Source organism: Pseudomonas sp. TE3644 (assembly GCF_056278815.1).
This window is the reverse complement of sequence record NZ_JBWBQF010000001.1, coordinates 5,189,028-5,212,846: the sequence shown is the minus strand read 5'-3', so window position 1 is coordinate 5,212,846 and position 23,819 is coordinate 5,189,028. Positions and strand designations below refer to the sequence as shown.

Sequence of the window (23,819 nt, the reverse complement as noted above, 5' to 3'; positions counted from 1 at the left end):
TTTTTCGATGTCTGCCATTGCCGCAAGCCCCAAGACCGCGCCGGACCCGCGTGCCACTTTTCTCGACCTGCTGGGCCACAGCCTGGCCCAGAACGCCCTGGTCAAGCTGGTGCTGGCCCGCCAAGTGGGCGCCGAGGCGCAATTGCAGAAGGTCATCATCAAGCCAGTGATGGTCAAGGAGCAGGCCTGCCTGAGCTTCGTGTACCGCTACCAGACCCGCGACATCACCAAGAACCTGCCGCTGGACGAAGCCCAGGCGCTGATCGCCGACCTGCTGCCGGCCAGCTTCAAAAATGCGCACCTGCTGACCCTCACCGATGAGGTGCAACTGGAGTTCAGCAAGAAGAACAAACCCATGCTGCATCGCAATGCCGCGCAGCAGCCGCGCCAAGCTGCATCGGCCGAGCACGACCGCGAGAAGAAGCGCTACCTGGAACTCAGCCGCCCGTTCCTGGTGGACCTGGGGGTTACCAGCAAGCAGCATGAACTGATCCCGGCCATGTCGCGCAAATGGAAGCAGATCAACAAGTTCATCGAGGTGTTTTCCCACGCCTTCGCCGGTGCGCCTATCCCGGGCCAGCAAGCGGTGCGCGTGGCCGACTTCGGCTCGGGCAAGGGCTACCTGACCTTCGCCATCCACGATTACCTGCGCAACACCCTGGGCCGCGAGGCGCAGGTGACCGGGGTGGAACTGCGGGAAGACATGGTCACCCTGTGCAACACCGCTGCGGCGCGCCTGGAGCATCCGGGCCTGGTGTTCGAACACGGTGACGTGCGCACCGTGGTGCCCAGCGCCATCGATGTGATGATCGCCCTGCACGCCTGCGACATCGCCACCGACTACGCCATCCACACCGGTATCCGCACGGGCGCGGCGATCATCATGTGCTCACCGTGCTGCCACAAGCAGATCCGGCTGCAGATCCAGAGCCCTGGTTTGCTGAAGCCGATGCTGCAATACGGCCTGCACCTGGGCCAGCAGGCCGAGATGGTTACGGACAGCCTGCGCGCGCTGTACCTGGAAGCCTGCGGCTATGAGACCAAGGTGTTCGAGTTCATCTCGCTGGAGCACACCAACAAGAACAAGATGATCCTGGCGGTGAAGCGTGCCGAGCCTCAGGACCCTCGAGCCTTGCTGGAAAAGATCGAGGCGTTGAAGGCGTTCTATGCCATCCAGGAGCATTGCCTGGAGACGCTGCTCAAGGCCGACGGTTTGATCTGAGTCAGACCATTCCCACGGCGGCGTAGGACAGGTCTATTTCGCCGTGAGCGGGTAGGCAGCGCACGTCGCCCGGGGCAACACTACCCCATCATTCCATGGGCGAGTGCGGCACGTGAGCAAGTTAATCCTCAGCCTGGTGGCGGCGTTTTTCTGCGTCGCCCAGGCACTGGCGCAACAAGCGCCCAGCGATCCCGACTACCCCTCGCAGACTTACCTGCAGCAGGCCAACGTGCCGCCGGTGTGGGCGCGCTATACGGGCCTGGGCGTGCGCATCGGCCAGTTCGAGGCGCACAGCAAGGGGCACAAGGTGGCCTTTGCCTACCGCCACGAAGACCTGCTGCCCAATGTCGATCCCGAATGGCTGGCCAGCACGTCGTCCTGGTTCATGACCAGCAAGGCCAGCGTCGACCGCGATGCCGACCACGCCAACAGCGTGGCAGCGGTGATGGTGGCGGCCCGCAATGGCCAGGGCACCGTGGGCGTGGCGCCCCAGGCCACCATCGGCGGGCACTGGGTGGGCCAGCGCATGGAAAGCCTGGGGGCGCTCAAGCGCTACGATGTGGCCAATCTCAGCTGGGGCGCCCATGGGCGCTTCGAACCTGTGCTGAAGGTGCCGGCCATTGGCGCGATTCCGGTCGAGTACCGACTGGCCCTTAGCGAAGGTCGCGATGGCCTGGGCACGGTCATCGTGATGAGCGCGGGCAACGCACGGCAGGGTGGCGGCAACGCCAACTACTCCAGCCTGAGTAACATGCGCGGCAACATCATGGTGGCCGCGACGTGCCCGCCGCCTCGCACCGAACCCTGCGCGGCGCCCGGTTTTTCCAGCCCTGGGGCCAACCTGCTGGTCAGTGCCCAGGGCGTGGGCGTGGTCACTGGTGTCGGCCAACCGCAGACCGGCACCAGCCTGGCGGCGCCCATCATCAGTGGAGTGGTGGCGTTGATGCTGCAGGCCAATCCACGCCTGGGGTATCGCGATGTGCAGGACATCCTGGCGCTGACCGCCCGGCAGGTGCGCGACCCTTCCAGCCAATGGCAATTCAACGCCAGCCGTGCCTGGAATGGCGGCGGCATGCACGTCAGCCATGACTACGGCTATGGCGAGGTGGACGCCCATGCGGCGGTGCGCCTGGCCCAGGACTGGCCGGGGCGGCAGGGCTACACCAATGAAGCGCTACTGCAAACGCCGCTGACCAGCGCCCAGGGCAGTTTTGCCATTCCCGACAACGATGCGGTCGGCCTCAACTACAGCATGGGCCTGGACAACGCACGGCTGAACATCGAGCACGTGTTGGTGCAGGTGAAGCTCACCCATGAACGCCCCGGTGACCTGCAACTGGTGCTGATCTCGCCCTCGGGCACACGATCGATACTAATGGATCGGCCTGGCAAGTCACCTGGCAGTACCGAAGCGGGTGACCTGCGCTTCGACAAGCGTCGGTCGCTGGACTTCATCTTCAATACAGCACGCTTGCGCGGTGAACACGCCAACGGGCAATGGCAGTTGCAGGTGGTCGACAGCGCCCCGGGCAAGACCGGCACCTTGAACAGCTGGCGCATGAACATCTTCGGTCGGCTGGACAACGGCAACGATCACTATGTGTACACCAATGAATTCGCCCAGATGAATGCAGCCGAGCGGCGTGCCTTGCGCGACCTCGATGGTGGCGTCGACACGCTGAACGCAGCAGCCATCAGCAGTGCTTCGCTGATTGACCTGGGCAGCGGCTCGGCGCGGTTGGCGGGGGTGAGCCTGCAGGTGGAACACCCCGCCGACTTCGAGCATCTGATTGGCGGCGATTACGCCGACACGCTGATTGGCAATGATGCGGACAATGCCTTGTTCGGTGGCCATGCGGGGGACCGGCTGGAGGGCGGCGCGGGCGATGATTGGCTGGATGGTGGTGCGGGCCGGGACACCTTATCGGGTGGGCCGGGCCGCGACCGCTTCGTGATACGGGCCGAGACGGAGGCGGGCGACACACTGCTGGATTTCCAGCCGGGCATCGACCGGGTGCTGTTCAGCGGTTTTCCCGAAGGCACGCAACCTTTGTTGGTCCAGGTAGGGCCGCACACGCTGGTTACGCTGCCGCAGGGGCAGTTCGTGAGCCTGCACAACGTCAGCGTCGCCCAGTTGAGCGACCGCGACTGGCAGTGGCTGGCCGAGGCGCCAGCACTCGACCTGCTGGAGCAGGGCCTGCCGACGATCTAGCGCTTGCGCTTCACCGCAGGCTTGGGCACGGGCACGTTCAGGCTGGGCAAGCCCAGTGGGTGGCTGGTGGCATCGAAGAACACGATCTCGCGGCTTGGGAACAGGGCGGTGAAATACTGCTTCTGGCTCAGCACCCAGGCATCGCTCAACGGGAAGATCGACACCGCCAACTGCTGCACGCCTGCTTGTTCGATGGCCTCCAGCAAGTAGCGATCCTGTTCGCCCAGGCTATGGCCGAACAGGCACAGTGCGCCTTGATGGTTCGCCAGTTGGCCGTGGCACCAGCTCAGGTAATCGGATTGGCGGATGGCACGCAGTTTGTCATCGCGGCGGCCTTCGTTGACGAACAGCGGCACCTCGCCGGGCTGGTTGATGGCGAAACCGTCCAGCAGGGCGCTGCCAATGGCATTGCGTTTGCGGGTGGTGCCGTCGGCCTGGCGGATCAGGTGCAGGCCGCCGTGCAGGTGCAGGATACGCGTGGCCTGGGTGCGCGTGCGGCGCACGTCGAAGCCCAGGTCCACGTCGAACAGGTCATCGAAGCCGTCCGGCGCCTGCTCCACGGCCCAGCTCACCAGCAGGTCGTAATTGCTCGAATACACCGTGGCGTAAGTACGCAAGTGTTCGGCAATACCTTGCAACGCGTCGGGCTGCACCATACGGAAGGGGATGTGCACGCTGCGCATGGCGTGGATCAGCGCTTCCTTGATGGCGTAGTAGCGGTTCAGCGGCGCCGAGGCACTGATCGCCAGCGCGGCGTTGACGCGGGTGGTGAGGTTGAGCGCGCTCAGCACCTGCTCGAAGTTCTCGGTGCCCATGGACTTGAACAGCGCAAGGTCCGTCTGGCCCAGCGGTTTGTTGCGCACTTTCTGCGCCCGCTCAAACAGCGAGTCGTAGGCAAAGTTGCGCCACATCGCCCGGCTGGCGCCATTGCCCAGCAGCAGGCCGGTGCAGGTGAAGGGCAGTTGCGGCCATTGGCCGAGGCTGGCGTCGAAAGCGTCGAGTTCCATGAAATGCGTCTTGCTCGGGATCGGTTACAGGGCGCGACTGTACCATGCCGGGGCGGGGGTAAACCGTCTTGTCATGTTCATGGCCGACTATGCTGGTCTTTCGTTTTGATCCCGCAAGGAGCGTGTATGTCTGTACCCCGGCGCATCACCTGGCTCACCGTCGCATGGCTGTCGGCCCTCGCTGTCACCGCCCACGCCAAGGCCCCGGAGGGCCAGGCGCTGGCCCAGGCGGCGGGCATCCCCTGGCCTGCGGTGATCGCCCATCGCGGCGCTTCGTTCGATGCACCTGAGTCGACCCAGGCCTCGTATCTGCTGGCCCGGGAACTGGGCGCCGATTACCTGGAAATGGATTTGCAGCGCACCCGCGATGGTCAGCTGATTGCCCTGCATGACACCAACCTTGGGCGTACCACCGACATCGCGACCAAGTTTCCCGAGCAGAAGGACCAGCCCGTCAGCCAGTTCACGTTGGCCCAGCTCAAAACCCTGGACGCGGGCACTTGGTTCAACAAGGCCTATCCGGACCGTGCCCGGCCAGCCTACGCGGGCCTGAAGATTTTGACCCTGGACGAAATCATCGACCTGGCTGACCAGGACCCGGCCCACCGTCCGGGGCTGTACATCGAAACCAAGGCGCCGCTGCTGTTCCCCGGCATCGAGAAGGACCTGACGGCCAAACTGATCCAGCGCGGTTGGCTCACGGCAGACGGCCACGTCGCACCGCAACACCGGGTAGTGCTGCAGACCTTTGAAAAAAGCAGCCTGACCCTGCTCAACCAGTTCATGCCCAAGGTGCCGAAAGTACTGTTGCTGTGGGTAGGCGAGGGCAGCATCGAGCCGACCTCCAAGGTTGCCTTCGACCCTGCAAGCGGCGAAACCAAAGCCGCCTACTACGCCCGCCAGACCCCGCGCGACCATGCCGAATTCGAACGCTGGCTCGACTTCGCCAAGGCCAACGGCGCCATCGGCACCGGGCCTTCGGCCGCGCTCACCCAGGGTGGCGACCAAAGCTACATGGACCTGGTACAACCCTGGATGAACCAGATGACCCACGCCAAGGGCTTGCTGGTGCACGTCTACACCGTCGATGACCCGGTGGACTATCAGAAGGTCATGGACGCGGGCGTCGATGGCATATTCACCAACCGCAGCAGCGAGTTGCTGAAGTTCTACCACCGCCCGGCGAGCCGCAGCGTTGATGAAATCCTCAAGGCCAATGGGTACTGATGGCAAGTAGGAGGAGGGGGTAAGCAGGCTTCACTGGCCTCATCGCGACTAAAGTCGGCTCCTACGCGGTCCGTGGTAGGAGCCGGCCTTGGCCGCGATGCAGGCGACGCCGTCCTGTGGCAGCTACACGCCCCGTGGGAGCGGGTTCTACCCGCGAAGAAGGTAACGTGGAATTCCTGACCTACTGCGGTGTGTTTTTCGCGGGCAGAGCCCACTCCCACACAGACAGTTGCCGCTACACCGTCCTGTGGGAGCAAAGCTTGCTCGCGATGGCATCGACGCCGTAGACCAGAAAGACCGCGATGCAGGCGACGCCGTCCTGTGGCAGCTACACGCCCCGTGGGAGCGGGTTCTACCCGCGAAGAAGGTAACGTGGAGTTCCTGACCTACTGCGGTGTGTTTTTCGCGGGCAGAGCCCACTCCCACACAGACAGTTGCCGCTACACCGTCCTGTGGGAGCAAAGCTTGCTCGCGATGGTATCAACGCCGTAATCCAGAAAAACCGCGTCGCCTGCATCGCGAGCAAGCTTTGCTCCCACAGTGTCTACCTTCACAAGACAGTTGCTGCTACAGGCCGGCGTCGTCTGCATCGCGGCCAAGGCCGGCTCCTACCACGGACGGCGTAGGAGCCGACTTTAGTCGCGATGCAGGCGACGCGGTATCGAGGCAGTTGCTGCTACGGGGCGTTTCTCCATGCCTTACATCTTCGCGTCGAAGCGCTGAGCTAGTGGCGAGTGTCCAATGTGGGACCGGGCGAAGCTCGGGAAGGGGCCCGCCCGGCCCCACAAGTTTTCTTCGCCTGTTGTAGCCGCTGCTGAAGGCTGCGGCTACATGCACATCACTTACCTGCCATCTTCACGTTGGGCGGTGTCCACCCTCCGCCCAACGCCTTATACAGGTTCACCTGATTGATCTCCCGCGCCAGCTCCAGTTGCAGCCACTGCTGCTGCGCCCCAAACAGCGAACGCTGAGCGTCCATGGTGGAGAAATAACTGTCCAGCCCCGCCTCGAAGCGCAGGCGCGATTGGCGGTAGGCCTCTTGGTAGTCGGTGACCAGCCGCTGTTGCGCCGCCACCTGGGTCAGCATTTCCTGGCGTGCATTCAGCGCATCGGCCGCTTCGCGGAAGGCGTTCAACACGGTTTCTTCATAGGCGGCGGTGCTTTGGTCGTAGCGTGCATGGCTGGCATCGACGCCGGCCTTGCGCGTGCCGCCATCGAGCAGGGTCAGGGAGCCGGCCGCCGCCAGGTTCCAGAAGGCCGCCGGGCCGCTGAGCAGTTTCGAGAAATCGCCGCTCAGGCTGCCCAGCGCCCCGGTCAGCGAGAAGCTGGGGAAGTAGGCGGCGCGCGCGGTGCCGATTTCGGCGTTGGCGGCGCGCATCTGCGCTTCGGCCGCCATGATGTCCGGGCGCCGGGTGACCAGGCTGGAGGGTAGCCCCGCCGGCACGTCGGCCGTGGCCAGTTGCTGGCCCAGTTGACCTTTGGGCAGCAGCGCATCAGGCACGGGCTGGCCGACCAGCACGCGCAGGGCATTGAGGTTCTGCGCCACCTGCATGCGGTAGGTGTTGACCTGCACGGCGGCGGTATTGGTCATGGCGTCGCCCTGGTGCACGTCGATGCGCGCGGTGGAGCCCAGGTTATAGCTGGAGCGCAGCAGTTCGCCGTAATGGTGCTGGGACTCGTAGGTATGCTGCGCCAGGTCCAGCAGGGTCTGGTTGGCCTTGAGTGTCAGCCAGGTGCTGGCCACCTCACCGATCAGCGCCAGGCGGGCGGTCTGGTAATCGGCCTGGCTGGCTTCGTAGCGCGCGCCCGCCGCATGTTTCTGGCTGCGCACGCGGCCGAAGAAGTCCAGCTCGTAGGAGGTGAACCCGGCTGTGGCCTGGAAGGTGTTGGCGATGCTGCCGGGGCTGGAGCCGCCGCCCGGCGTTTGCACCAGGGCGGGCAGTTTGCTGCGGCCTGCGTACGTGTCGATGCCGATGCTGGGGTAGAGCGCTGCACTGGCGCCATTGAAGGATGCACGGGACTCGTCGACGCTGGCCGCGAACTGACGCAGCCCACGGTTATTGGCCAAGGCCAGGTCGACCAACTGCCGCAGGCGCTCGTCGCTGATGAAGTTGTGCCAGTCCTGCTCGAACGCTTGGCGGCCCTCGCAGCAGGCGCCGTTGGTGTTCGCCGGCCAGGCCTGGTCCAGTGGCGGCTCTGGCGGCTGGTAGGTCGGTTCCAGCGAACAGCCGCTGACCATCAGCAGCGACGCCAGGCAGGTGCCACGCAAGCGGTTACTCATGGACGCACTCCTACAGACGCGTGCCGAGCAGGGCGCGCAATTGAGAAATCAGCAGCCCCAGCAGGCCGCTTTTGCCGTGGGACGCCTGCATCAAATGCAGCGGCTGGCGACGGGCCGGCAGCGACGGGAAGCGCGTACTGCCAGGGGTGCGCCGCGGCCGTCGAGGTGGCAGTGGCGCCAGGCGTTTCTCGCCCAGCAGGGCACGGCGCAGCAGGCTGCCGAAGGCGATGCCCGGATGCGCCTTGCCGGCGACGTTGGCGTTGGCGTCGCTGAACAGGCGGCCGATCAGCTTGCGCCGCAAGGCTTCGTCCATGTCGATGAAACGCAGCCCCAGTTGCACGCCTCGCTGCTGACGCATCACCTGCACACGCACCCAGCCCACTTTATTGACCCAGATCTCCCCGCGCGCGCCGCTGCGAATGGAGCCCGCATGACGGCAGGCGAAGGCAGCGCCGGTGATGGAAATGTCCATGATCCGCCCCGCCAGAGTCCGCCCGCCCAGGCGGAAGCCGGCAGGCCGATCGAACGGGAAGCGCTCCTCGCCATGCAGGCGCGGGCGGTCGACGCAGGCCACCAGCGTGGCCAGGTTGTAGATCAGCGCCACCACCGTCCAGCACAGGTTGAAGACCATGTTGCCGTCCAGGCTATCGGCGGTGACGATGGCGGTGAAGGCGCCAATCTGCGCCAGGGTGGTCAGCGCCAGGAAGAAGCCGAACAGGTTCCAGTGCACCATGGTTTTCGAGCGGTCGATCCCTTTGGCAGTGACCTTGAACGGTCGCCCGAAGGGCCGCAGCAGGGCGCCGACCAAGGTGGCGGTAACCGCCAGCGAGGCAACGATCTGCGTTACCTCGGTGAAGATCGGCAAGGTGCGCCGGTCGGTGACCCAGGTGCCGTAGCCCCAGAAGGCGATCAGCGCAGGCATGCCGAAGGCCAGAAAATCCATGGGCTTGGCGTAGAAACCGGCGACGCCGAAGTACCAGTACAGCACCGGCGATATCAGCATCATCAAAATGAACGGTTTGGAAAACCAGTGCAGCAGCCCGTGGAGGTAATGCAGGCGGTCGTTGAGGCTGTAACCGCGCCCGCGCAAGGGGCCGTCCTTGAGCAAGGCGACCTGGACGGTGCCCAGGCACCAGCGGCCGCGCTGGTTGATGTACTCGGTCAGGCCTTCCGCCGACAGGCCAATCGACAGGCGCTCGTTGAGCCAGCGGGTGACGTAGCCATGCTGCAACAGTCGATACGTGGTGTAGATGTCTTCGCACACGGAGCCAGTGGGGAAACCGCCCAATTGCTCGATCAGATCGCGGCGCACCACAAACGAGGTGCCTACGCAGAAGGCTGCGTCCCAACCGTCCTTGGCCGGCTGGAACACATCGAAGAACACCCGCTGCTCGTCCACCCAACAGGTGGCCGAGCCCAGATTGTGCTGGATAGGGTCGGGGTTGTAGTAAAACTGCGGGGTCTGCACCAGGCCTACTTTTGGGTCTTCAAACAAACCTAAAGTACGCATCAGGATCGGCTGTTGCGGGGCGAAGTCAGCGTCCAGCACCAGAATGTACGGGGCATTGCTGCGGGCGGCTGACTGGCGCAGACCGTTGTTGAGGTTGCCGGCCTTGGCGTGCAGGTTGTTGTCGCGGCGTGCGTATTCCACGCCCATGCGCTGGCAGTAATCGCGCAACCAGTCGCGATGGGTGTCGTCCAGCACCCAGATAGTGAAGTTGGGGTAGTCCATGGCCTGCGCGGCGATGATGGTTTTCTCCAGCACGTCCAGCCCTTCGTTGTAGGTGCAGATGAACACGTCCACTGCAGGCGCCTGCTGGCCCATGGCGCGCAGGCGCTGTTCGCCGGCGTCGGCGTCAGGGCTGCGATCGCTGCGGCACAGCATGACGACGATGGAGAACAGCGTGTAACCGATGGCCAGCATCTCGAAGAACAGAAAGCTGTAGGACCACACCGTGGCGAAACCCGAGTGGCTGTCGGGCAGGGTGTAATGGATGCGCCACAGCAGGTAGTTGATCAGCAGCACTGCGGTCATGCCGCCGAACAGCGCACGTGCCGCCCACTGGTTACGGTGAGTGAGGCAACTGAACAGCACCACCATGGCCAGGGTCCAGAAGTTGACCTGCAACAGTTGCATTGCGTCCAGGGTATGCATGTCAGTTCGCCTCTTGAGCACCGGTGAAGGGGTTGACGCCGGTGGCGGCGATGGCCGCCCATGCCGTGGCGCCCAGGTGGGGCAGGTGGTAATAGAAAAAGTCGTTGGTGGTGGAGGTGGGGCCAATGGCCAGGCCGGTGCTGATTTGCGCCTGCGGCGTGGCGAACAGCCAACCGTCCCCGGCTTGTTGCGCCACCAGTACTGCCCAGAGGGGCTTGGCCTGTTGCGGCGCGCCGCTGAGTTGGGCCACCGCAGCGGCCTGGGCGGTGCCTTCAGTCCACAGGCCGTCAGGGGCGCGGTTGAAGCCGTAGCCATCGCCGAAACGGTGGGCGTGATCGATGAAGGCAAGGCTGCGCTGCCAGTCGGCGGGGCGGTCGCGCACGGCGATCAACGGCCAGATCTGCGCGTCCAGCCCGGACTTCTCGCGCTCCTGCGTGTGGCCGTCGGGCAGGGTGCCGATCAGGAATCGGCCCTGCTCGGCGTCCCACTGGCTGTCGACGAAGCGACGGGCGATCTGCGCCTGGCTGGCCGCCTGGGCGTTGGCGTGCAGACGGTCCAGCGCCTCCCAGGCGGCCACCAGGTCGACATTGTGCTCGGTCGACTTCCAGCCTTGGCGCTGAGGCGTGGGTGGGTAGCCGTAAAAGCCGCCGATGAAACCGGGCGGGTTCTGGCTGTCGTAGGTGTTGGCCTGGGTCCAGTCGAGAATCCGCCGGGCGGCCTGCAGGTAGCGTTGTTCCTGGCTTTGCCGGTAGGCCTCGAGCAGCGCCAGCACGGCCCAGGCCTGGTTGCCGGTGGCGCTGCCAACCTGGTAGGCATCCTGGTTCCAGGCGCCGCGCTCGGTGCTCCAGTAGCCGGGCAGGGTGATGGCGCCGTGCTTGATGGGGCCGGCGGCATAGGCGTTGCGCACGCGGCCGTCGCTGTAGTCCGGGTCATGGTCGGTGGCGTAGGCCAGGGCATCGGCGATCTGCCGCCCGGCGCTGGCGTTGCCGCAGCCAAACAGGGCGATGCTGGCCAAGGCGTTGTCGTAGGTGAACGCCACCCCGCGCAAGGCCAGCACCGGGGGTGGCTGGCCGTTAAGTGGCGGGTAACTGGCCAGCAAGACCGGCCCTTCGCCCAGCGCCTGCACCGCCTGCCCCATGGCGGCACAGGTCATTTGCGCCAGGCGCGGGCGTGCTTCATCAGCGCTTGCCTGGGCCAGCCACAACAGCGCGATGAACAACAGCGCCCTCATCGTGACACCGTTGCGGTGACCCAGTTGCCGGGGTTGCAGGTCAGCGCGCGTTCGTTGTCAGCCAGGTCAGTGTCGAAGGCCGCTACCACGTACACCGAGTTCTGCTCGGCGTAGGGGAAGGGCACGCTGTAACTGCTGGCCTGGATGTCGGTAGGGCTGGACAGCATCTGCATCACTCGCGCCTTGAGTGGTTGGTCGAGGCCGCGGATCGACACCTGCAGTTCCGTGTCGCGGGTGATCTTGCTGGCCATGCGTTCGGGGAATACCGCGATCACGTAGCTCTGGCTGCAATTGGTGGCACGCAGCAAGGTCGCGCCGGCGCGCACCAGGGTGCCCTGGGGTGCCACCAGTTCCTGCACGGTGCCCGGGGAGTAGGCCACCACTTCGTAGGCGGCCATCATCTTCACGCGCTTCTGTTCGGTGTCGATCAGTTGCTTGAGGTTGTCGAGTTCCTGCTGCTGGGTGGCGCGGTTCTTCGCCTGGTTGGCCAGGCTCAGCTGCAGCGTGGTCATCTGCGACTTGAGGTCAAACATGCGCAACTGGTCGGGGTCCAGGTACACCTGATCCTTGGCCGCCGACAAGTCACCGCTGTTGATGCGCAGCCGCGAGCGCACTGATTCCGCAGCCCCCTGCAACGACGCCAGCTGCGCCTTGGAACTGGCCACCACCGCTTCGCTCACGGCGCCCTGCTGGAACAGTTGCAGGTTGCGATCAACGGTGTCGCGGGCATCCGCCAGGCGCGCGCCGGCGGCGCTGCTTTCTGCCTGTAGGGCTTTCTGCGCATACATCTGTCGGGTCTGGTAGGCGCTTTGGTACTGCTGGCTGGTTTTCTCCAGTGCGTCGTAGAACTGCTGGTCGTGCTCGGCCTGGCTGGCCAGCGAGGACAGCTGTTGCTCCAGCGTCAGGCGGCGGGTTTGCAGGGTCAGCAAGGTTTCCTGATTGGCGCGGGGGTTCTCGATGGTGGCGATGTCCTGCCCGGTGGTGAAGGTGCTGCCGGGGGCGATGTTCAGGGTGCGGACCACCCCGTCGATGGGGGTCGTCAGCAGGATCACCGGCGCATTGAGAATGGCGCGCGTGGCCGAAGATGACATCAACGGCATGAACAGGGTGGAGAACAGCAACCAGATGATGAACGACAACACCCCGAACCCTACCAGGCGTGGCAGCAGCGATAGGGAAAAACGCTTTGCCTCAACTACTTCGGCCATTTTCCGGCACTCCCGAGTCATGCAGTTGCAGATAGCCCGGCAGGCGGGCACGCAGCACCCGTCCCTGCATTGATCACGGCAGTCAGAAGGCAATGAAGCAAAAAAGACTGAAACTACTTTCTTGATGTTTTTATTACAGTGCGGGGGTGCGTCCCGTCTTATTGAAAAAGAATCCGGGACACTATTGGAGCGATTCACTGACGCAAGAAATTAGGACTAAAGTTGTTTGCTGTCAACGACCTGCGCAGGTTGCGTGGTTGACGCTGGAATATTGGCGGGGTGTTATTGGCGGATCAAAGGTGTTGTTGAGTCGGGAACTTTTGCGAGGCGATTGTTTTTATAGCCTTTTTTTTGAATCCCATTTACCGGGCCGCGATTTTTTAAGACTGCCCGCACTGTTCGAGCGTCGAAAATAATATATGTACAATTGATTTGAGCGCAGCAAGGCCTGCCGGGCTGACAGGCTTTTTTCTGCCCCAAAGGCTCAGGCTCAGCGGCTACAGCTCGGTGCGGGCCTCTCGCAGGCTGGCAATGCTGCGATTGATGAAGTCCGCATTGCGGTCCAACGTCTCCAACGCGCTGCGTACGTTCTCAGCGATGTCCTCGGCCTCCCAGCGGACCTCGATCCACAGGGCCAGCTCTTCGACGGCGGCGGCGATGGCCAGTTGGTTTTCGTACAGTTTGTCCAACAGCAATGGTTGCAGCAGATGTTCCTTCATGCCGGGCTCCTGGGTGCTGGCAGGAAAATAATGATCAAGGTTACTGACCCGTTAATAGTGCACTCGTGCGGCGCACGTCACTAACGTCGTCGGGGTCAGGTGTACGCAATTCGGTGCGGGTGATCTATAAGTAGCATGCTATCTGTTGATCACCTATCTATTACGCTAATCATGACTATAGCCAACGAAGTCACCCCTGATGTGTATCCAGACGCTGTACGTCGCCGGTCACTGCTGGCCGCTTGCAGTGCCCATGCGGTGCACGACGGCCTTACCGACCTGATCTACGTACTGCTGCCGATCTGGCAAGCCCAGTTTGGCTTGAGTTTCGCCCAGGTTGGCCTGCTGCGCGGTGCCTACTCGGGCACGATGGCCGGTATGCAGTTGCTGGCCAGCCGGGCGGCTGCCCGCTGGGGCAGAGAGCGCTTGCTGGTCGGCGGCACGGCGTTGGCGGGGCTGGCGTATCTGTTGGTGGGGCAGGCCGGCGGACTGGGTGTGTTGCTGCTGGCGCTGATGCTGGGTGGCCTGGGCGCCAGTACCCAGCACCCGCTGGGGTCTTCGCTGGTTACCGATAGTCATGAGCCGGGCGGAAGAGTCAAGGAAGCGCTGTCGCAGTACAACTTCGCCGGGGATATTGGCAAAACCTTGATTCCCGGGCTGGTGGGGCTGCTGCTGACGGTCATCAGCTGGCGTGCCAGCACTACGTTGATGGGGCTGCTCGGGCTGGCGGCGGCTGCTTTGCTGTATTGGCTGCTGCCTTCGCGCGTTATCGCCAGCACCGGGAAGCAGGCCAGTACGGCGACCGGGCAAGGCTCAACCCTCGGTCTGCGTGCCCTGCTGCTGACCGGCACCCTGGACAGTGCGGTGCGCATGGGCTTTCTGACCTTCCTGCCTTTCTTGCTGCAAGCCAAGGGTGCAGGCACGGCCGGTATCGGCCTGGCATTGATGCTGCTGTTTATTGGCGGCGCGTTCGGCAAATTGCTGTGCGGGTACCTGGGCACGCGCATCGGCATGATGAAGACGGTGTGGCTCACCGAGTCCAGTACTTCGGTGTTGATCGTGCTGGCGGTGTTCCTGCCCCAATGGGGGCTGATGGCTTTGCTGCCGTTGTTGGGCCTGGCGCTGAATGGCACGTCCTCGGTGCTGTACGGCGCGGTACCTGAACTGGCCGCGCCGGGGCGCCGTGAGCAGGCGTTTGCATTGTTCTACACCGGCACCATCGGGGCGGGGGCACTGGCGCCCGTGGTGTTCGGGCGGTTGGGGGATGTGACGGGGATTACCGTGGCGTTGATGGTTGTGGCGGGGGTGTTGTTGCTGACGTTGCCGTTGGCTTGGGTGGTGGAGCGGGAGGTGGGTATTCGCCCTGTTTGATTTTAACGCTCGTTGCAGGAGGGTCTTGCAGTACCCAATTTGTGGCCGCTGCCGCCAGGCTGCCCTGGCATTTCGGCGTGGTCATACTGTGCCATGAGGTCCTAGGAAAATGCAGCCTCCCGTACCAGCTACGTGACAGGTTGCGAAAAAAGCCCATCCTTACAACCTCAGCTGATTAGTCCTACATTCCTCGCGAACGATGTGCGGTATCAAATGCACCTCCATTGAAAGCCCGAGCAAGACGATGCCGTTACTTTATCAACCCAAGGCTGGGACGATTGTCATGTGCGATTTCAGGGGGCATGAGCGACCTGAAATGGTTAAAACGCGGCCGGTGGTGGTGTTGAGGCGCAATTCGCAAAACTCTTCGCTTGTTACAGTCGTTCCACTCAGCACTACCGCTCCCCTGCGACTGGAGTCCTGCCACGTCGAATTTGATTCTCTCATCCCAGGCTCCCAGATACGGTGCTGGGCAAAATGCGACATGGTTTATACGGTCGGCTGTGCCAGGCTTGACCGTATTAAGACGCGAGACCGGGTGACTGGGCGCCGTGATTATGTTGTTTTGCCATTGCCTGCGGACCTGTTTGTCGCTATCCAGCGAGGGGTAAAGTCAGCACTAGGCCTGTGACATGGACTTACAAAATGGTGGTCGGAAAAGAGGTTGACTGATTTTTTCTCAAGGCCCGAAGTGTTAGAGTCTACGGGTTCCCGAAAGGGGCTTGTGAGACTCTGAGGATCCTGGGAAACCAGCAATCGCAGAGCCGGGCAGGTACAAGGCGATGACAAGCCGACCTGCTTGTGAATGAGGCGCCGAAAGGCGCCTTTGTCGTTTTTGGCGAACGGTGATTCGTCTCTCTGCCCCGCGGTTCTGTAGCCGCTGCCGCTAGGCTGCGCTGGCCTTCGGGTTCGCTGTAGATCTTTAGTGAGTTACAGGGCCAGCGCAGCCTTCGGCAGCGGCTACAGGGCATAGCTCGCGCAGCAGAACAAGGCTGGGCGTTGGGAGCAATATAAGGAGGAAAACACGAAGCAGCCTGGTGGCCGCGCTCCGTAAATCAGGACGATCTACGAAGCAGAAGAGGTTGGAGCGGGTGAAGGGAATCGAACCCTCGTTATCAGCTTGGGAAGCTGGAGTAATGCCATTATACGACACCCGCTGAACGCGGTTCACTTTTTACCAGAAGTCGCCCGCCAATTGAAGCCTTAATTGCGCACGCAGGCGTATTTGCCGGCAGGTCGCTGCGGTTGTTCATCTTCTGGGCCCCGTCAGGTGGCTTCGATGTACAAGCGCAGCGACCCGCTGGCGAGTCGTTCAGATGGCCAATGCATGGTGGCCGTCGAACGGGCGGTAGTGCAGGCGGCTTGGCTGGGCGGCGGGCTTGAGGAAGTCCATCAGCGCCAGTCGGGTGTCACGGCAGGCGGCCTTGTGCTCCATGTCCAGGAAATGCCCGGTGCTCTGGATGGTGGAGAACTCCGAACGCGCCACGTGGTTGGCGAAGTGCCTGGCTTCGTGGGCCGTGGTGTACTCGTCCCACTCGCCGTTCATGAACAGCACCGGCACGTTGATGCGTTTGGCGGCCTCAAGGGCGTTGCCCAGGTCATGCTGCAACACTTCGCTGATGTGGAAGTGCATCTGCATGTACTCATGGTCGTCCAGGCTGCTGACGTGGCGGTAGTTGAAGCGCTTGAACAGCGACGGCAAGTGCTTGCCGATGGTGTCGTTGACCAGGTGGCCGACCTTGTGGCGGTCGCAACGGCCCAGGTAGTGTTTGCCGCGTTCCAGGTAATCGCGCATTGCCTCGTTGAGCACCGGCGAGAACGAGCTGATCACCGCCTTCTCCAGTCGCTTGGGCTGATGCGCTAGCGCCAGCAGCGCGCAGGCACCGCCCCACGAGAAGGACATGACGTGCTCGGCATTGAAGTGGTCGATCAGCTCGACCAAGATCAAGCCTTCCTCTTCCTTGGTCAGTGACCGCTGGTGCACGTTGTGGGGCTTGGATTTGCCGGCGTACGGCTGATCGTAAAGCACCACGTTGAATTGAGGATGCAGATTACGCACTGTCTGGGCGAAAGACGCGGTGGTAGCCAGCGAGCCGTTGACCAGAATGATGGTCTTTTCAGCACCTTCCGCGCGGTAAAACTCCGTGTAAACCCGATACAAACCCTGTATGTCCAGCACTGCGATTTCTGGCCTCATGTCGTAAGACTCCTGGCAAAAAAAACGGGTACTCGCGCAATCGACTCTGCACGTTATTTGTGACAGGTAGGCATAAGCCTTGGAATTTTTTGCCCATGTCGATCCGTACAATCTGGTCGACGGGTATTGTTGTTCTGGGGGGCAGTTCGCCGGTCCCGGCCCGTGTGGAGCAACCGGTGACCAACAAAAAGGTTTCTTAGAATACGGTGGTGACTGCCGAGTCACATGTGGACCGACGATTGGATTCAAGCAGGCATCCGACGCCTGCGCAAGTACCGTTGGCACAATGTCAGTAAGGTTTCTGCCCGGCGGTAAGACGCCTAGATTTGCTGAATCTCTTCAGCCGTCAGGGCGCGGTACTGGCCCGGCAACAGCTCTGGATCAAGGGTCAGCGGACCCATTTGCTCACGATGCAGCCGTAACACCTTGTTTTGAAAGTGACCGAACATTCGCTTCACCTGATGGTAGCGGCCCTCGAAGATGGTCAGGCGAGCGCTGCGCGGACCCAGCAGCACCAGATCGGCTGGCTGAGTGGTCAGGTTTTCGAAGGAAAAATAAATTCCGCGGGCGAAGGTCTCGATGTACTGCGCATCGATCAGTTGCTCGGTTTCAACGTAGTACACCTTGCCCAACTTGGTGGTGGGTTGCGTGAGGCGGCGGGACCACTGGCCGTCGTTGGTGAGGATCATCAGCCCCGAGGTGTTGTAGTCCAGGCGGCCGGCCAGGTGCAGGTCGTGCTTGTCCGGCTCGTCCAGCAGGTCGAGTACCGTGGGGTGCTGCGGGTCGACTGTGGCGCTGACGCAGCCCATGGGCTTGTGCAACATGAAGTAGCGGGCCGGGCGGCCGGCTTGCAGCACTTGATCGTCCAGCAGTACCTGGCTGAACTCGCGCACTTCGTGGTGTGGGTCACCCACCGCGACGCCATCCACACGCACACGCCGCTCCACCAGCAGCAGGCGCACTTGTTTGCGATTGAACTGCGGCAGGTTGCTCAGGAATCGGTCGAGGCGCATGCCGGCTCGTCGGGGGGCAGTTGATCGAGTACCTGGGCGCAGCGTGGGCACAGGCAGGCCTTGTTGCGCAGGGCGGGGGGCAGGGCGGCCAGTACGCTGGCGTCGATGCTCACGCCATAGCACCAGCAGGCCTGGGTGGCGGTACGTGGGTCGGCCAGGCTGCAGGCGTTGCTGGCGCCGCAGGCAGGGCACAGGGTGGCATCATTCATAATGGGACTGGGGCAACTCGCTGCGCACGCAATTGCGTCCGCTCTGTTTGGCGCGATACAGCGCATGGTCGGCGCGGTTGAGCAGGCTGTGCAGGGTATCGTTGGCCTGCAGGCCGGTAACGCCGACGCTGGTGGTGATTTTCAGCGATTTGCCAGCGTAAGTGAAGGCGTATTCCTCGGTGCGCCGACGAATCTTCTCGGCGATCTGCAGGGCGTCGGTGCCCGGGGTGGCACGCAACAGCACAATGAATTCCTCACCACCCCAGCGGCAGAGGATGTCGGAGTGGCGCAGGCTGTCGCGCAGCACCTGGGCGAAGCCCTTGAGCACCTCGTCGCCGCCCAGGTGGCCGTGGTTGTCGTTGAGCTGCTTGAAGTGGTCCAGGTCCAGCAGCAGGGCGGCCAACGGCTGGGTATCGCGCTCGGCCTCGCTGATGGCCTGGCTGGCCAGCAGGTCGAAGCCGCGGCGGTTGGGCAGGTCGGTGAGCATGTCGCGGGTGGCCAGCACTTCCAGGCGCCGCTGGTAGCGATTGATCACGCGCTTGAGCAGTGCCAGCACCAGCGCGGTCACCAGCAGGCAGATCAGCAGGTTCAGGTACAGCGACTGGCGAAGGTCGCCCAAGGCGCTGTCTTCGCGCTTGTCGACGAACAGGAACCAGTCCAGCTCCGGAATGAAGCGTACGTTGAGGTAGTGCTTCTTGTCTTGGGCGGCGTATTCGTAGCTGCCGGTTTTCGGCGTGGGCATCAGGGTCAGCAGGTTGTGCATGTCCGGCAGCGCGTCCAGGCGCTGGCCACTGTGGGCCCCCAGCGGGCCGCCCTGGGCGCCGGTGAGCACCACGCGGCCCTGGCGATCCACGAAGTACACGCGGCGCTGATAGCGCTGCTCATAGTCCTCGATCAGCTTGACCACGGCGTTGACGGTCAGGCCCACCCCGGCCGCGCCGATGAAGCGGTCCTGATAATCGAACACCTTGTAGTTGATGAAGATGGTCAGGGCATCGTGGTTGGCCATGTCCACGTCGACGTTGATTTCGTAGGGCGTCTCCATGTCGCGCACGCGGAAATACCAGGCATCGCGTGGCTCGCGGGCGCTGACCTTCTTCAGCACGCCCTTGGCCTGGTAGTAGGTGAGGGTCTTGTCCGAGACGAAAAAGGCGGTGTACGCGCCGTAGTGGCTCATCACTTCCTGCAGGTAACGCGTCATCTGCTGCGGATCGCGTTCGCCGGCCATCACCCAGTCGCGCATGAAGGTGTCGCGCGACATCATCGAGGAGATCAGCACGGGGCGCACCAGGTCTTTCTGGATCTCCGAATACACCGTGTCGCTGGTCAGGGGCAGTTCGGTGTTGACGATATTGTCGCGGATGGAGCTGCGTGAGGCGTAGTAGCTCAGCAGCGAGGTCAGCACGAAGCCGCTGGTCAATAGCGCCACCAGGGTCAGGATCAGGTAGCGCTGGGGCAACGAGGTGAGGCGGGGCGGCATAGCTAGTCCATTGGCTGGTGACCGGTGCGTCATTCTAGGGGAGTACACCGGGCTGCGGGAGGATGGCGGTAAAGAAAGTGGCAATATGATTGGGAGTGTTTCGAACTTGTAGCAAATTATGTCGGCTACGGCACTGAGTCGGGTTTCCGCTGTCTGAATCTATGCCGATCGCTACATTTTGCTCGGCGCCGACCAGCGTCGCTGGTTCGAGCTGTCCAGCGGTCCGGGAGGCCGCCATGAAATCAAGACTTTTGCTGATTGTGTTGCTGGGTCTGCTGACTGCTGCGTGTGCACCTTATGAGGGATCTTCCTACTACCGAACGGACGTCTACGCCGGCAGCGCTTACCCCTATGGGTACTACCCGTCCGGGCCTGTATATTACAACTCCGGTTACTACGTGCGGCCGCAGCGTTACTACGCACCGCCGCGTTACTATGCGCCGCCGCCGCACTACTACCGCCCCGCCCCTGGGCCGGGTTATCGCCCTGGCTGGGGCAGGCCGGGCTGGGACGGCCATCGCCCACCGCCACCACCAGGCCGCGGGCCTGGACGGGGCAACTGGCAGGGGCATGGGGACCGTGGTGATCATGGTCGTGGAGGTTATGGCGGCGGGCGCCGTTGAGCCCTGCGCTGCCGCCTTCCTGGTTGTAAACCTGTAGCCGCTGCCGCCAGGCTGCGCTGGCCCCCGAGTACGCTGGAGATCTTCAACGACGTCAAGGGCCAGCGCAGCCTGCGGCAGCGGCTACATGTGTTCAATAATCAGATAAATCCGCCAGCGGATGGCGGCCTTCCCAGGCCTTGCTGAAATGGGCCTGCACCACCGCTCGCGGGACCGCCGCCACGTCCGGCCAATGCCAGCGCGGGGTCTGGTCCTTGTCGATCAGCCGCGCACGCACCCCCTCACTGAATTCCGGATGACGGCAGCAGTTCAGGCTCATGGTGTATTCCATCTGGAACACCTGCGCCAGGGACAAATGCCGCGCTCGTTCGATCTGCTCCCATACCAGGTGTGCCGTCAACGGGCACCCTTCGCCCAGCGTGTGCGCAGCCTTGGCCAGCAAGGCATCGTCACCGTGGCGCTGATGCACCAGGGCCCGCCAGGCCCCAGCCACTTCGCTGACGTCCAGCAGCTTGTCGATCTGTGCCCGGCGCGGCAGCCACTGGGCTTCGGGCAACTGGCTGGCGGCTTCATGCTCCAGGGCCTTGAGCAGGCTGTTGAGCTGCACGGCGGTCTGCTCCTGCCAGTTGAGTTGCAGCAGGCCCTGGATCAGCGCCGGTTGCTGGTCCTCGCCCAAAAAGCGGTCGGCCAGGCCCAGGTCCAGGGCGTCACGGCCGTTGATGTGCGAGCCGGTCAGCCCCAGGAACAGGCCAAGCTTGCCTGGCAGGCGCGACAGGAACCAACTGGCGCCTACGTCCGGGTACAGGCCGATACTGATTTCCGGCATGGCCAGGCGGCTGCTGGGGGTCACGATGCGGATATTGGCACCTTGCAGCAGGCCCAGGCCACCGCCCAGCACGTAGCCATGGCCCCAGCAGATCAGCGGTTTGGGGAAGGTGTGCAGGCGGTAGTCCAGGCGATATTCACCGGCGAAGAAGTGCGCGGCCAGGGGTGGCACCTCGCCGGGGTGGGCGCGGCAGGCCTGCACCAGGCTGCGCACGTCGCCGCCGGCGCAAAACGCCTTGGCGCCGCTGCCGCGCAGCAGTACGCAGACGATCTGGTCGTCCTGTTCCCAGCGCTCCATTTGGTCGTTGAGGGCCTCGACCATGGGCAGCGACAACGCGTTGAGGGATTTTTCGGCGTCCAGGGTGGCAACGCCAATGCGGGCGCCATCGACACCGACAAGCTCTTCGAATTGCAGATTCATCCTGACCTCTTGGGTGACGCGAGTTGGGCAGTGGTTGAACAAGCAGTATGGCCCGCACCCGACTTCCCGTCAGTCTCCTGTCACATCGATTGACAATCGGGGTGGGCTTTCCTAACGTCCGCCCCATTGTTTGCCAGGCACTGCCCCATGACCACCGACGATCGCATCAAACTCGAACCCAGCTGGAAGCACGCCCTGCGCGCCGAATTCGACCAGCCGTACATGGCCCAATTGCGTGAATTCCTGCGCCAGGAGCACGCCGCGGGCAAGGAAATCTACCCGCCGGGCCCGTTGATCTTCAACGCGCTTAACCTGACCCCGCTGGAGCAGGTGAAGGTGGTTATCCTCGGCCAGGACCCGTACCACGGCCCCGGCCAGGCCCATGGCCTGTGCTTTTCGGTGCAGCCGGGCATTGCCACGCCGCCGTCGCTGGTCAATATCTACAAAGAGCTCAAGCGCGACCTGAACATCGACATCGCCCCCCACGGCTGCCTGCAGCACTGGGCCGAGCAGGGCGTGTTGCTGCTCAACACCACCATGACCGTGGAGCGCGCCAACGCAGCCTCCCATGCCAAGAAGGGCTGGGAGTCGTTCACCGATCGCATCATTCAGACCGTCAGCGAGCAGCAGACAAGCGTGGTGTTCCTGCTGTGGGGCGCCCATGCGCAGAGCAAGCAGAAGCTGATCGACAGCAGCAAGCACCTGGTGCTGACCTCGGTGCATCCTTCGCCGCTGTCGGCGTATCGCGGGTTTATTGGCAATGGCCATTTCAGCCGTACCAACAAGTTCCTGCAGCAGAGCGGCCTGACGCCGATTGACTGGCAGTTGCCGCCCGTGTGACGTCATCGCGGCCAAGGCCGGCTCCTACCACGGACGGTGTAGGAGCCGGCCTTGGCCGCGATGCAGGCAACGCGGTCTAGGCTACAGCCGACACCGCGCGACGGCGCCACAACCGCACCAGCGGCAGCATCAGCATGACCGCCGTCAGCACCCACACCCCCGCCGTGATCGGGCTGGACCACAGGATATCCAGCGCCCCGTTGGAAATCGACAGCGCCCGCCGCAGGTTCTGCTCCATCAGCCCGCCCAGAATGAACCCCAGCAGCACCGGCGACAGCGGGAAGTCCAGCTTGCGCAGGATGTAGCCGAAGATACCGATGCCCACCATCAGGAACAGGTCGAAGGTGGTGGCGTGCACCGCGTACACACCGATGCCGGTGATGATGGCGATCACCGGCACCAGCGCCCAGTTGGGCACCGACAGAATACGCGTGAAAATGCGGATCATCGGGATATTGAGGATCACCAGCATCACGTTGGCGATGAACAGCGAGGCGATCAGCCCCCAGACAATGTCCGGTTGTTGCTGGAACAGCAACGGCCCGGGGGTGATGTTGTACAGCGACAGCGCGCCGATCATCACCGCCGTGGTGCCTGAGCCGGGCACGCCCAGGGTCAGCATCGGCACCAGGGCGCCGCAGGCCGAGGCACCAATGGCGGTTTCCGGTGCGGCCAGGCCACGCTTGTCACCCTGGCCGAAGGTGCCGCTGGCGCCGGCCATGCGTTTCTCGGTCATGTAGGCCACGGCACTGGCCAGGGTGGCGCCAGCACCGGGCAACACGCCCATGATGAAGCCCAGCAGGCCGCAGCGCAGGTTGACCACGAACACCGAGGCGGCTTCCTTGAAGTTGAACATCATGCGCCCGGTGGCCTTTACCGCTTCCTGGCCCCGGTGGGTTTTCTCCAGCAACAGCAGAATTTCGCTGATGGAGAACAGGCCCAGCACCAGCACCACGAACTGGATGCCGTCGGCCAGGTGCACATTGTCACCGGTAAAACGGTAAACGCCGCTGTTGGCATCGATGCCGACGCTGGACAGAAACAGGCCGATCAGTGCCGCGACGAAGGTCTTCAGCGGCCTATTGCCGGCCATGCCACCCAGGCAGACGATGGCGAACACCATCAGCACGAAGTACTCCGCCGGGCCGAAGGCAATCGCCCATTTGGCCAGCAGCGGCGCAAACAGCACCATGCCGCAGGTGGCGATGAAGGCGCCGATGAACGAGCTCCAGGCCGACAGCGACAGCGCCACCCCGGCCAGGCCCTGGCGGGCCATGGGGTAGCCGTCCAGGGTGGTCATCACGGTGGACGCTTCACCCGGAATGTTGAGCAGGATCGAGCTGATGCGCCCGCCGTACTCGCAGCCCAGGTACACCGCGGCCAGCAGGATCAGCGCCGACTCGGGCGGCAGGCCCAGGGCAAAGGCGATGGGGATCAGCAGCGCCACGCCATTGATCGGCCCAAGGCCAGGCAGCAGCCCCACCACGGTGCCGATCAGCGTGCCGCACAGGGCAGTGACCAGGTTATAGGGGCTCAGGGCCACGCCGAAGCCCTGGCCCAGGTAGCTGAAAGTGTCCATGT

General features: G+C 63.3%; 19 protein-coding genes and 1 tRNA gene. 7 read left to right on the top strand and 13 right to left on the bottom strand.

The window, feature by feature from the left end; translation table 11 throughout:
* Positions 1 to 7: 7 nt before the first annotated feature.
* Positions 8 to 1,222 (top strand): class I SAM-dependent methyltransferase, encoded by a 1,215-nt coding sequence (locus tag ACZ9GA_RS23025; RefSeq protein WP_457360591.1) that lies wholly within the window; start codon positions 8 to 10, stop codon positions 1,220 to 1,222.
* Between the two features lie 112 nt (positions 1,223 to 1,334).
* Positions 1,335 to 3,434, top strand: coding sequence for a proprotein convertase P-domain-containing protein (locus ACZ9GA_RS23020; protein WP_457360593.1), 2,100 nt, complete (start codon positions 1,335 to 1,337; stop codon positions 3,432 to 3,434).
* Here the strand turns inward: ACZ9GA_RS23020 and ACZ9GA_RS23015 are convergent.
* Positions 3,431 to 4,441: a DUF4917 family protein gene (locus ACZ9GA_RS23015; protein WP_457360595.1), complete on the bottom strand. Its 1,011-nt coding sequence runs from the start codon at positions 4,439 to 4,441 to the stop codon at positions 3,431 to 3,433. The genes ACZ9GA_RS23020 and ACZ9GA_RS23015 overlap by 4 nt on opposite strands.
* A 126-nt stretch (positions 4,442 to 4,567) precedes the next feature.
* Between ACZ9GA_RS23015 and ACZ9GA_RS23010 the strand changes: the two genes are divergently transcribed.
* Positions 4,568 to 5,668: a glycerophosphodiester phosphodiesterase gene (locus ACZ9GA_RS23010; RefSeq protein ID WP_457360597.1), complete on the top strand. Its 1,101-nt coding sequence runs from the start codon at positions 4,568 to 4,570 to the stop codon at positions 5,666 to 5,668.
* An 838-nt stretch (positions 5,669 to 6,506) separates the two neighbouring features.
* Here the strand turns inward: ACZ9GA_RS23010 and ACZ9GA_RS23005 are convergent.
* From ACZ9GA_RS23005 to ACZ9GA_RS22985, 5 genes are all read right to left on the bottom strand, one after another.
* Positions 6,507 to 7,949, bottom strand: a complete 1,443-nt coding sequence (locus ACZ9GA_RS23005) for an efflux transporter outer membrane subunit (RefSeq protein ID WP_457360599.1) — start codon at positions 7,947 to 7,949, stop codon at positions 6,507 to 6,509.
* A 10-nt stretch (positions 7,950 to 7,959) separates the two neighbouring features.
* Positions 7,960 to 10,104, bottom strand: a complete 2,145-nt coding sequence (locus ACZ9GA_RS23000; protein ID WP_457360601.1) for a glycosyltransferase — start codon at positions 10,102 to 10,104, stop codon at positions 7,960 to 7,962.
* A 1-nt stretch (position 10,105) separates the two neighbouring features.
* A complete protein-coding gene (locus ACZ9GA_RS22995) occupies positions 10,106 to 11,335 on the bottom strand; it encodes a hypothetical protein (protein WP_457360603.1) in 1,230 nt (409 codons plus the stop codon).
* Entirely contained in the window at positions 11,332 to 12,543 is a 1,212-nt protein-coding gene (locus ACZ9GA_RS22990) for an HlyD family secretion protein (RefSeq protein ID WP_457360604.1), read from the bottom strand. The genes ACZ9GA_RS22995 and ACZ9GA_RS22990 overlap by 4 nt, the downstream gene beginning before the upstream one ends.
* A gap of 497 nt (positions 12,544 to 13,040) precedes the next feature.
* Complete coding sequence (locus ACZ9GA_RS22985) at positions 13,041 to 13,262, bottom strand: hypothetical protein (protein ID WP_457360606.1); 222 nt, start codon at positions 13,260 to 13,262, stop codon at positions 13,041 to 13,043.
* Between the two features lie 171 nt (positions 13,263 to 13,433).
* Here ACZ9GA_RS22985 and ACZ9GA_RS22980 point away from each other — a divergent pair, with 171 nt between their 5' ends.
* Together ACZ9GA_RS22980 and ACZ9GA_RS22975 are read left to right on the top strand one after the other, a co-directional pair.
* On the top strand, positions 13,434 to 14,633 hold the full coding sequence (locus tag ACZ9GA_RS22980; protein ID WP_457360608.1) for an MFS transporter: 1,200 nt from the start codon (positions 13,434 to 13,436) through the stop codon (positions 14,631 to 14,633).
* A 199-nt stretch (positions 14,634 to 14,832) separates the two neighbouring features.
* On the top strand, positions 14,833 to 15,264 hold the full coding sequence (locus tag ACZ9GA_RS22975) for a type II toxin-antitoxin system PemK/MazF family toxin (protein WP_476226881.1): 432 nt from the start codon (positions 14,833 to 14,835) through the stop codon (positions 15,262 to 15,264).
* Between the two features lie 452 nt (positions 15,265 to 15,716).
* Here ACZ9GA_RS22975 and ACZ9GA_RS22970 read toward each other — a convergent pair.
* From ACZ9GA_RS22970 to ACZ9GA_RS22950, 5 genes are all read right to left on the bottom strand, one after another.
* Positions 15,717 to 15,790: transfer RNA gene (locus ACZ9GA_RS22970), tRNA-Gly, on the bottom strand.
* A gap of 155 nt (positions 15,791 to 15,945) precedes the next feature.
* Positions 15,946 to 16,830 carry an alpha/beta fold hydrolase gene (locus ACZ9GA_RS22965; RefSeq protein ID WP_457360612.1) on the bottom strand — a complete coding sequence of 295 codons (885 nt, stop codon included), beginning with the start codon at positions 16,828 to 16,830 and terminating at the stop codon, positions 15,946 to 15,948.
* 320 nt (positions 16,831 to 17,150) lie between these two features.
* Positions 17,151 to 17,843 carry a pseudouridine synthase gene (locus tag ACZ9GA_RS22960; RefSeq protein WP_457360614.1) on the bottom strand — a complete coding sequence of 231 codons (693 nt, stop codon included), beginning with the start codon at positions 17,841 to 17,843 and terminating at the stop codon, positions 17,151 to 17,153.
* On the bottom strand, positions 17,822 to 18,052 hold the full coding sequence (locus ACZ9GA_RS22955) for a cysteine-rich CWC family protein (RefSeq protein WP_027976981.1): 231 nt from the start codon (positions 18,050 to 18,052) through the stop codon (positions 17,822 to 17,824). Before ACZ9GA_RS22955 ends, ACZ9GA_RS22960 begins: the two co-directional genes overlap by 22 nt.
* Positions 18,045 to 19,532 carry a sensor domain-containing diguanylate cyclase gene (locus ACZ9GA_RS22950; RefSeq protein WP_457360616.1) on the bottom strand — a complete coding sequence of 496 codons (1,488 nt, stop codon included), beginning with the start codon at positions 19,530 to 19,532 and terminating at the stop codon, positions 18,045 to 18,047. The genes ACZ9GA_RS22955 and ACZ9GA_RS22950 overlap by 8 nt, the downstream gene beginning before the upstream one ends.
* A 236-nt stretch (positions 19,533 to 19,768) precedes the next feature.
* Here ACZ9GA_RS22950 and ACZ9GA_RS22945 point away from each other — a divergent pair, with 236 nt between their 5' ends.
* The gene (locus ACZ9GA_RS22945) at positions 19,769 to 20,155 is read left to right on the top strand and encodes a hypothetical protein (RefSeq protein ID WP_457360617.1); all 387 of its coding nucleotides are present in this window, start codon (positions 19,769 to 19,771) and stop codon (positions 20,153 to 20,155) included.
* A gap of 130 nt (positions 20,156 to 20,285) precedes the next feature.
* Here the strand turns inward: ACZ9GA_RS22945 and ACZ9GA_RS22940 are convergent, their stop codons facing one another.
* Positions 20,286 to 21,398 (bottom strand): enoyl-CoA hydratase/isomerase family protein, encoded by a 1,113-nt coding sequence (locus ACZ9GA_RS22940; RefSeq protein WP_457360618.1) that lies wholly within the window; start codon positions 21,396 to 21,398, stop codon positions 20,286 to 20,288.
* A gap of 147 nt (positions 21,399 to 21,545) precedes the next feature.
* Between ACZ9GA_RS22940 and ung the strand changes: the two genes are divergently transcribed.
* The gene (gene ung, locus ACZ9GA_RS22935) at positions 21,546 to 22,238 is read left to right on the top strand and encodes a uracil-DNA glycosylase (protein WP_457360619.1); all 693 of its coding nucleotides are present in this window, start codon (positions 21,546 to 21,548) and stop codon (positions 22,236 to 22,238) included.
* Positions 22,239 to 22,314: 76 nt separating this feature from the next.
* Here the strand turns inward: ung and ACZ9GA_RS22930 are convergent, their stop codons facing one another.
* The gene (locus ACZ9GA_RS22930) at positions 22,315 to 23,817 is read right to left on the bottom strand and encodes a tripartite tricarboxylate transporter permease (protein ID WP_457360620.1); all 1,503 of its coding nucleotides are present in this window, start codon (positions 23,815 to 23,817) and stop codon (positions 22,315 to 22,317) included.
* Positions 23,818 to 23,819 lie beyond the last annotated feature (2 nt).

Excerpts from the sequence above, each read along its gene's own strand:
- ACZ9GA_RS22960 (WP_457360614.1), bottom strand. The coding sequence starts at position 17,843 with ATGCGCCTCGACCGATTCCTGAGCAACCTGCCGCAGTTCAATCGCAAA.
- ACZ9GA_RS23000 (WP_457360601.1), bottom strand. The coding sequence starts at position 10,104 with ATGCATACCCTGGACGCAATGCAACTGTTGCAGGTCAACTTCTGGACC.
- ung (WP_457360619.1), top strand. The coding sequence starts at position 21,546 with ATGACCACCGACGATCGCATCAAACTCGAACCCAGCTGGAAGCACGCC.
- ACZ9GA_RS22985 (WP_457360606.1), bottom strand. The coding sequence starts at position 13,262 with ATGAAGGAACATCTGCTGCAACCATTGCTGTTGGACAAACTGTACGAA.
- ACZ9GA_RS22965 (WP_457360612.1), bottom strand. The coding sequence starts at position 16,830 with ATGAGGCCAGAAATCGCAGTGCTGGACATACAGGGTTTGTATCGGGTT.
- ACZ9GA_RS23010 (WP_457360597.1), top strand. The coding sequence starts at position 4,568 with ATGTCTGTACCCCGGCGCATCACCTGGCTCACCGTCGCATGGCTGTCG.
- ACZ9GA_RS22995 (WP_457360603.1), bottom strand. The coding sequence starts at position 11,335 with ATGAGGGCGCTGTTGTTCATCGCGCTGTTGTGGCTGGCCCAGGCAAGC.
- ACZ9GA_RS22930 (WP_457360620.1), bottom strand. The coding sequence starts at position 23,817 with ATGGACACTTTCAGCTACCTGGGCCAGGGCTTCGGCGTGGCCCTGAGC.
- ACZ9GA_RS22990 (WP_457360604.1), bottom strand. The coding sequence starts at position 12,543 with ATGGCCGAAGTAGTTGAGGCAAAGCGTTTTTCCCTATCGCTGCTGCCA.
- ACZ9GA_RS22945 (WP_457360617.1), top strand. The coding sequence starts at position 19,769 with ATGAAATCAAGACTTTTGCTGATTGTGTTGCTGGGTCTGCTGACTGCT.
- ACZ9GA_RS23015 (WP_457360595.1), bottom strand. The coding sequence starts at position 4,441 with ATGGAACTCGACGCTTTCGACGCCAGCCTCGGCCAATGGCCGCAACTG.
- ACZ9GA_RS22950 (WP_457360616.1), bottom strand. The coding sequence starts at position 19,532 with ATGCCGCCCCGCCTCACCTCGTTGCCCCAGCGCTACCTGATCCTGACC.
- ACZ9GA_RS22940 (WP_457360618.1), bottom strand. The coding sequence starts at position 21,398 with ATGAATCTGCAATTCGAAGAGCTTGTCGGTGTCGATGGCGCCCGCATT.
- ACZ9GA_RS22975 (WP_476226881.1), top strand. The coding sequence starts at position 14,833 with ATGTGCGGTATCAAATGCACCTCCATTGAAAGCCCGAGCAAGACGATG.
- ACZ9GA_RS22955 (WP_027976981.1), bottom strand. The coding sequence starts at position 18,052 with ATGAATGATGCCACCCTGTGCCCTGCCTGCGGCGCCAGCAACGCCTGC.
- ACZ9GA_RS22980 (WP_457360608.1), top strand. The coding sequence starts at position 13,434 with ATGACTATAGCCAACGAAGTCACCCCTGATGTGTATCCAGACGCTGTA.
- ACZ9GA_RS23005 (WP_457360599.1), bottom strand. The coding sequence starts at position 7,949 with ATGAGTAACCGCTTGCGTGGCACCTGCCTGGCGTCGCTGCTGATGGTC.
- ACZ9GA_RS23025 (WP_457360591.1), top strand. The coding sequence starts at position 8 with ATGTCTGCCATTGCCGCAAGCCCCAAGACCGCGCCGGACCCGCGTGCC.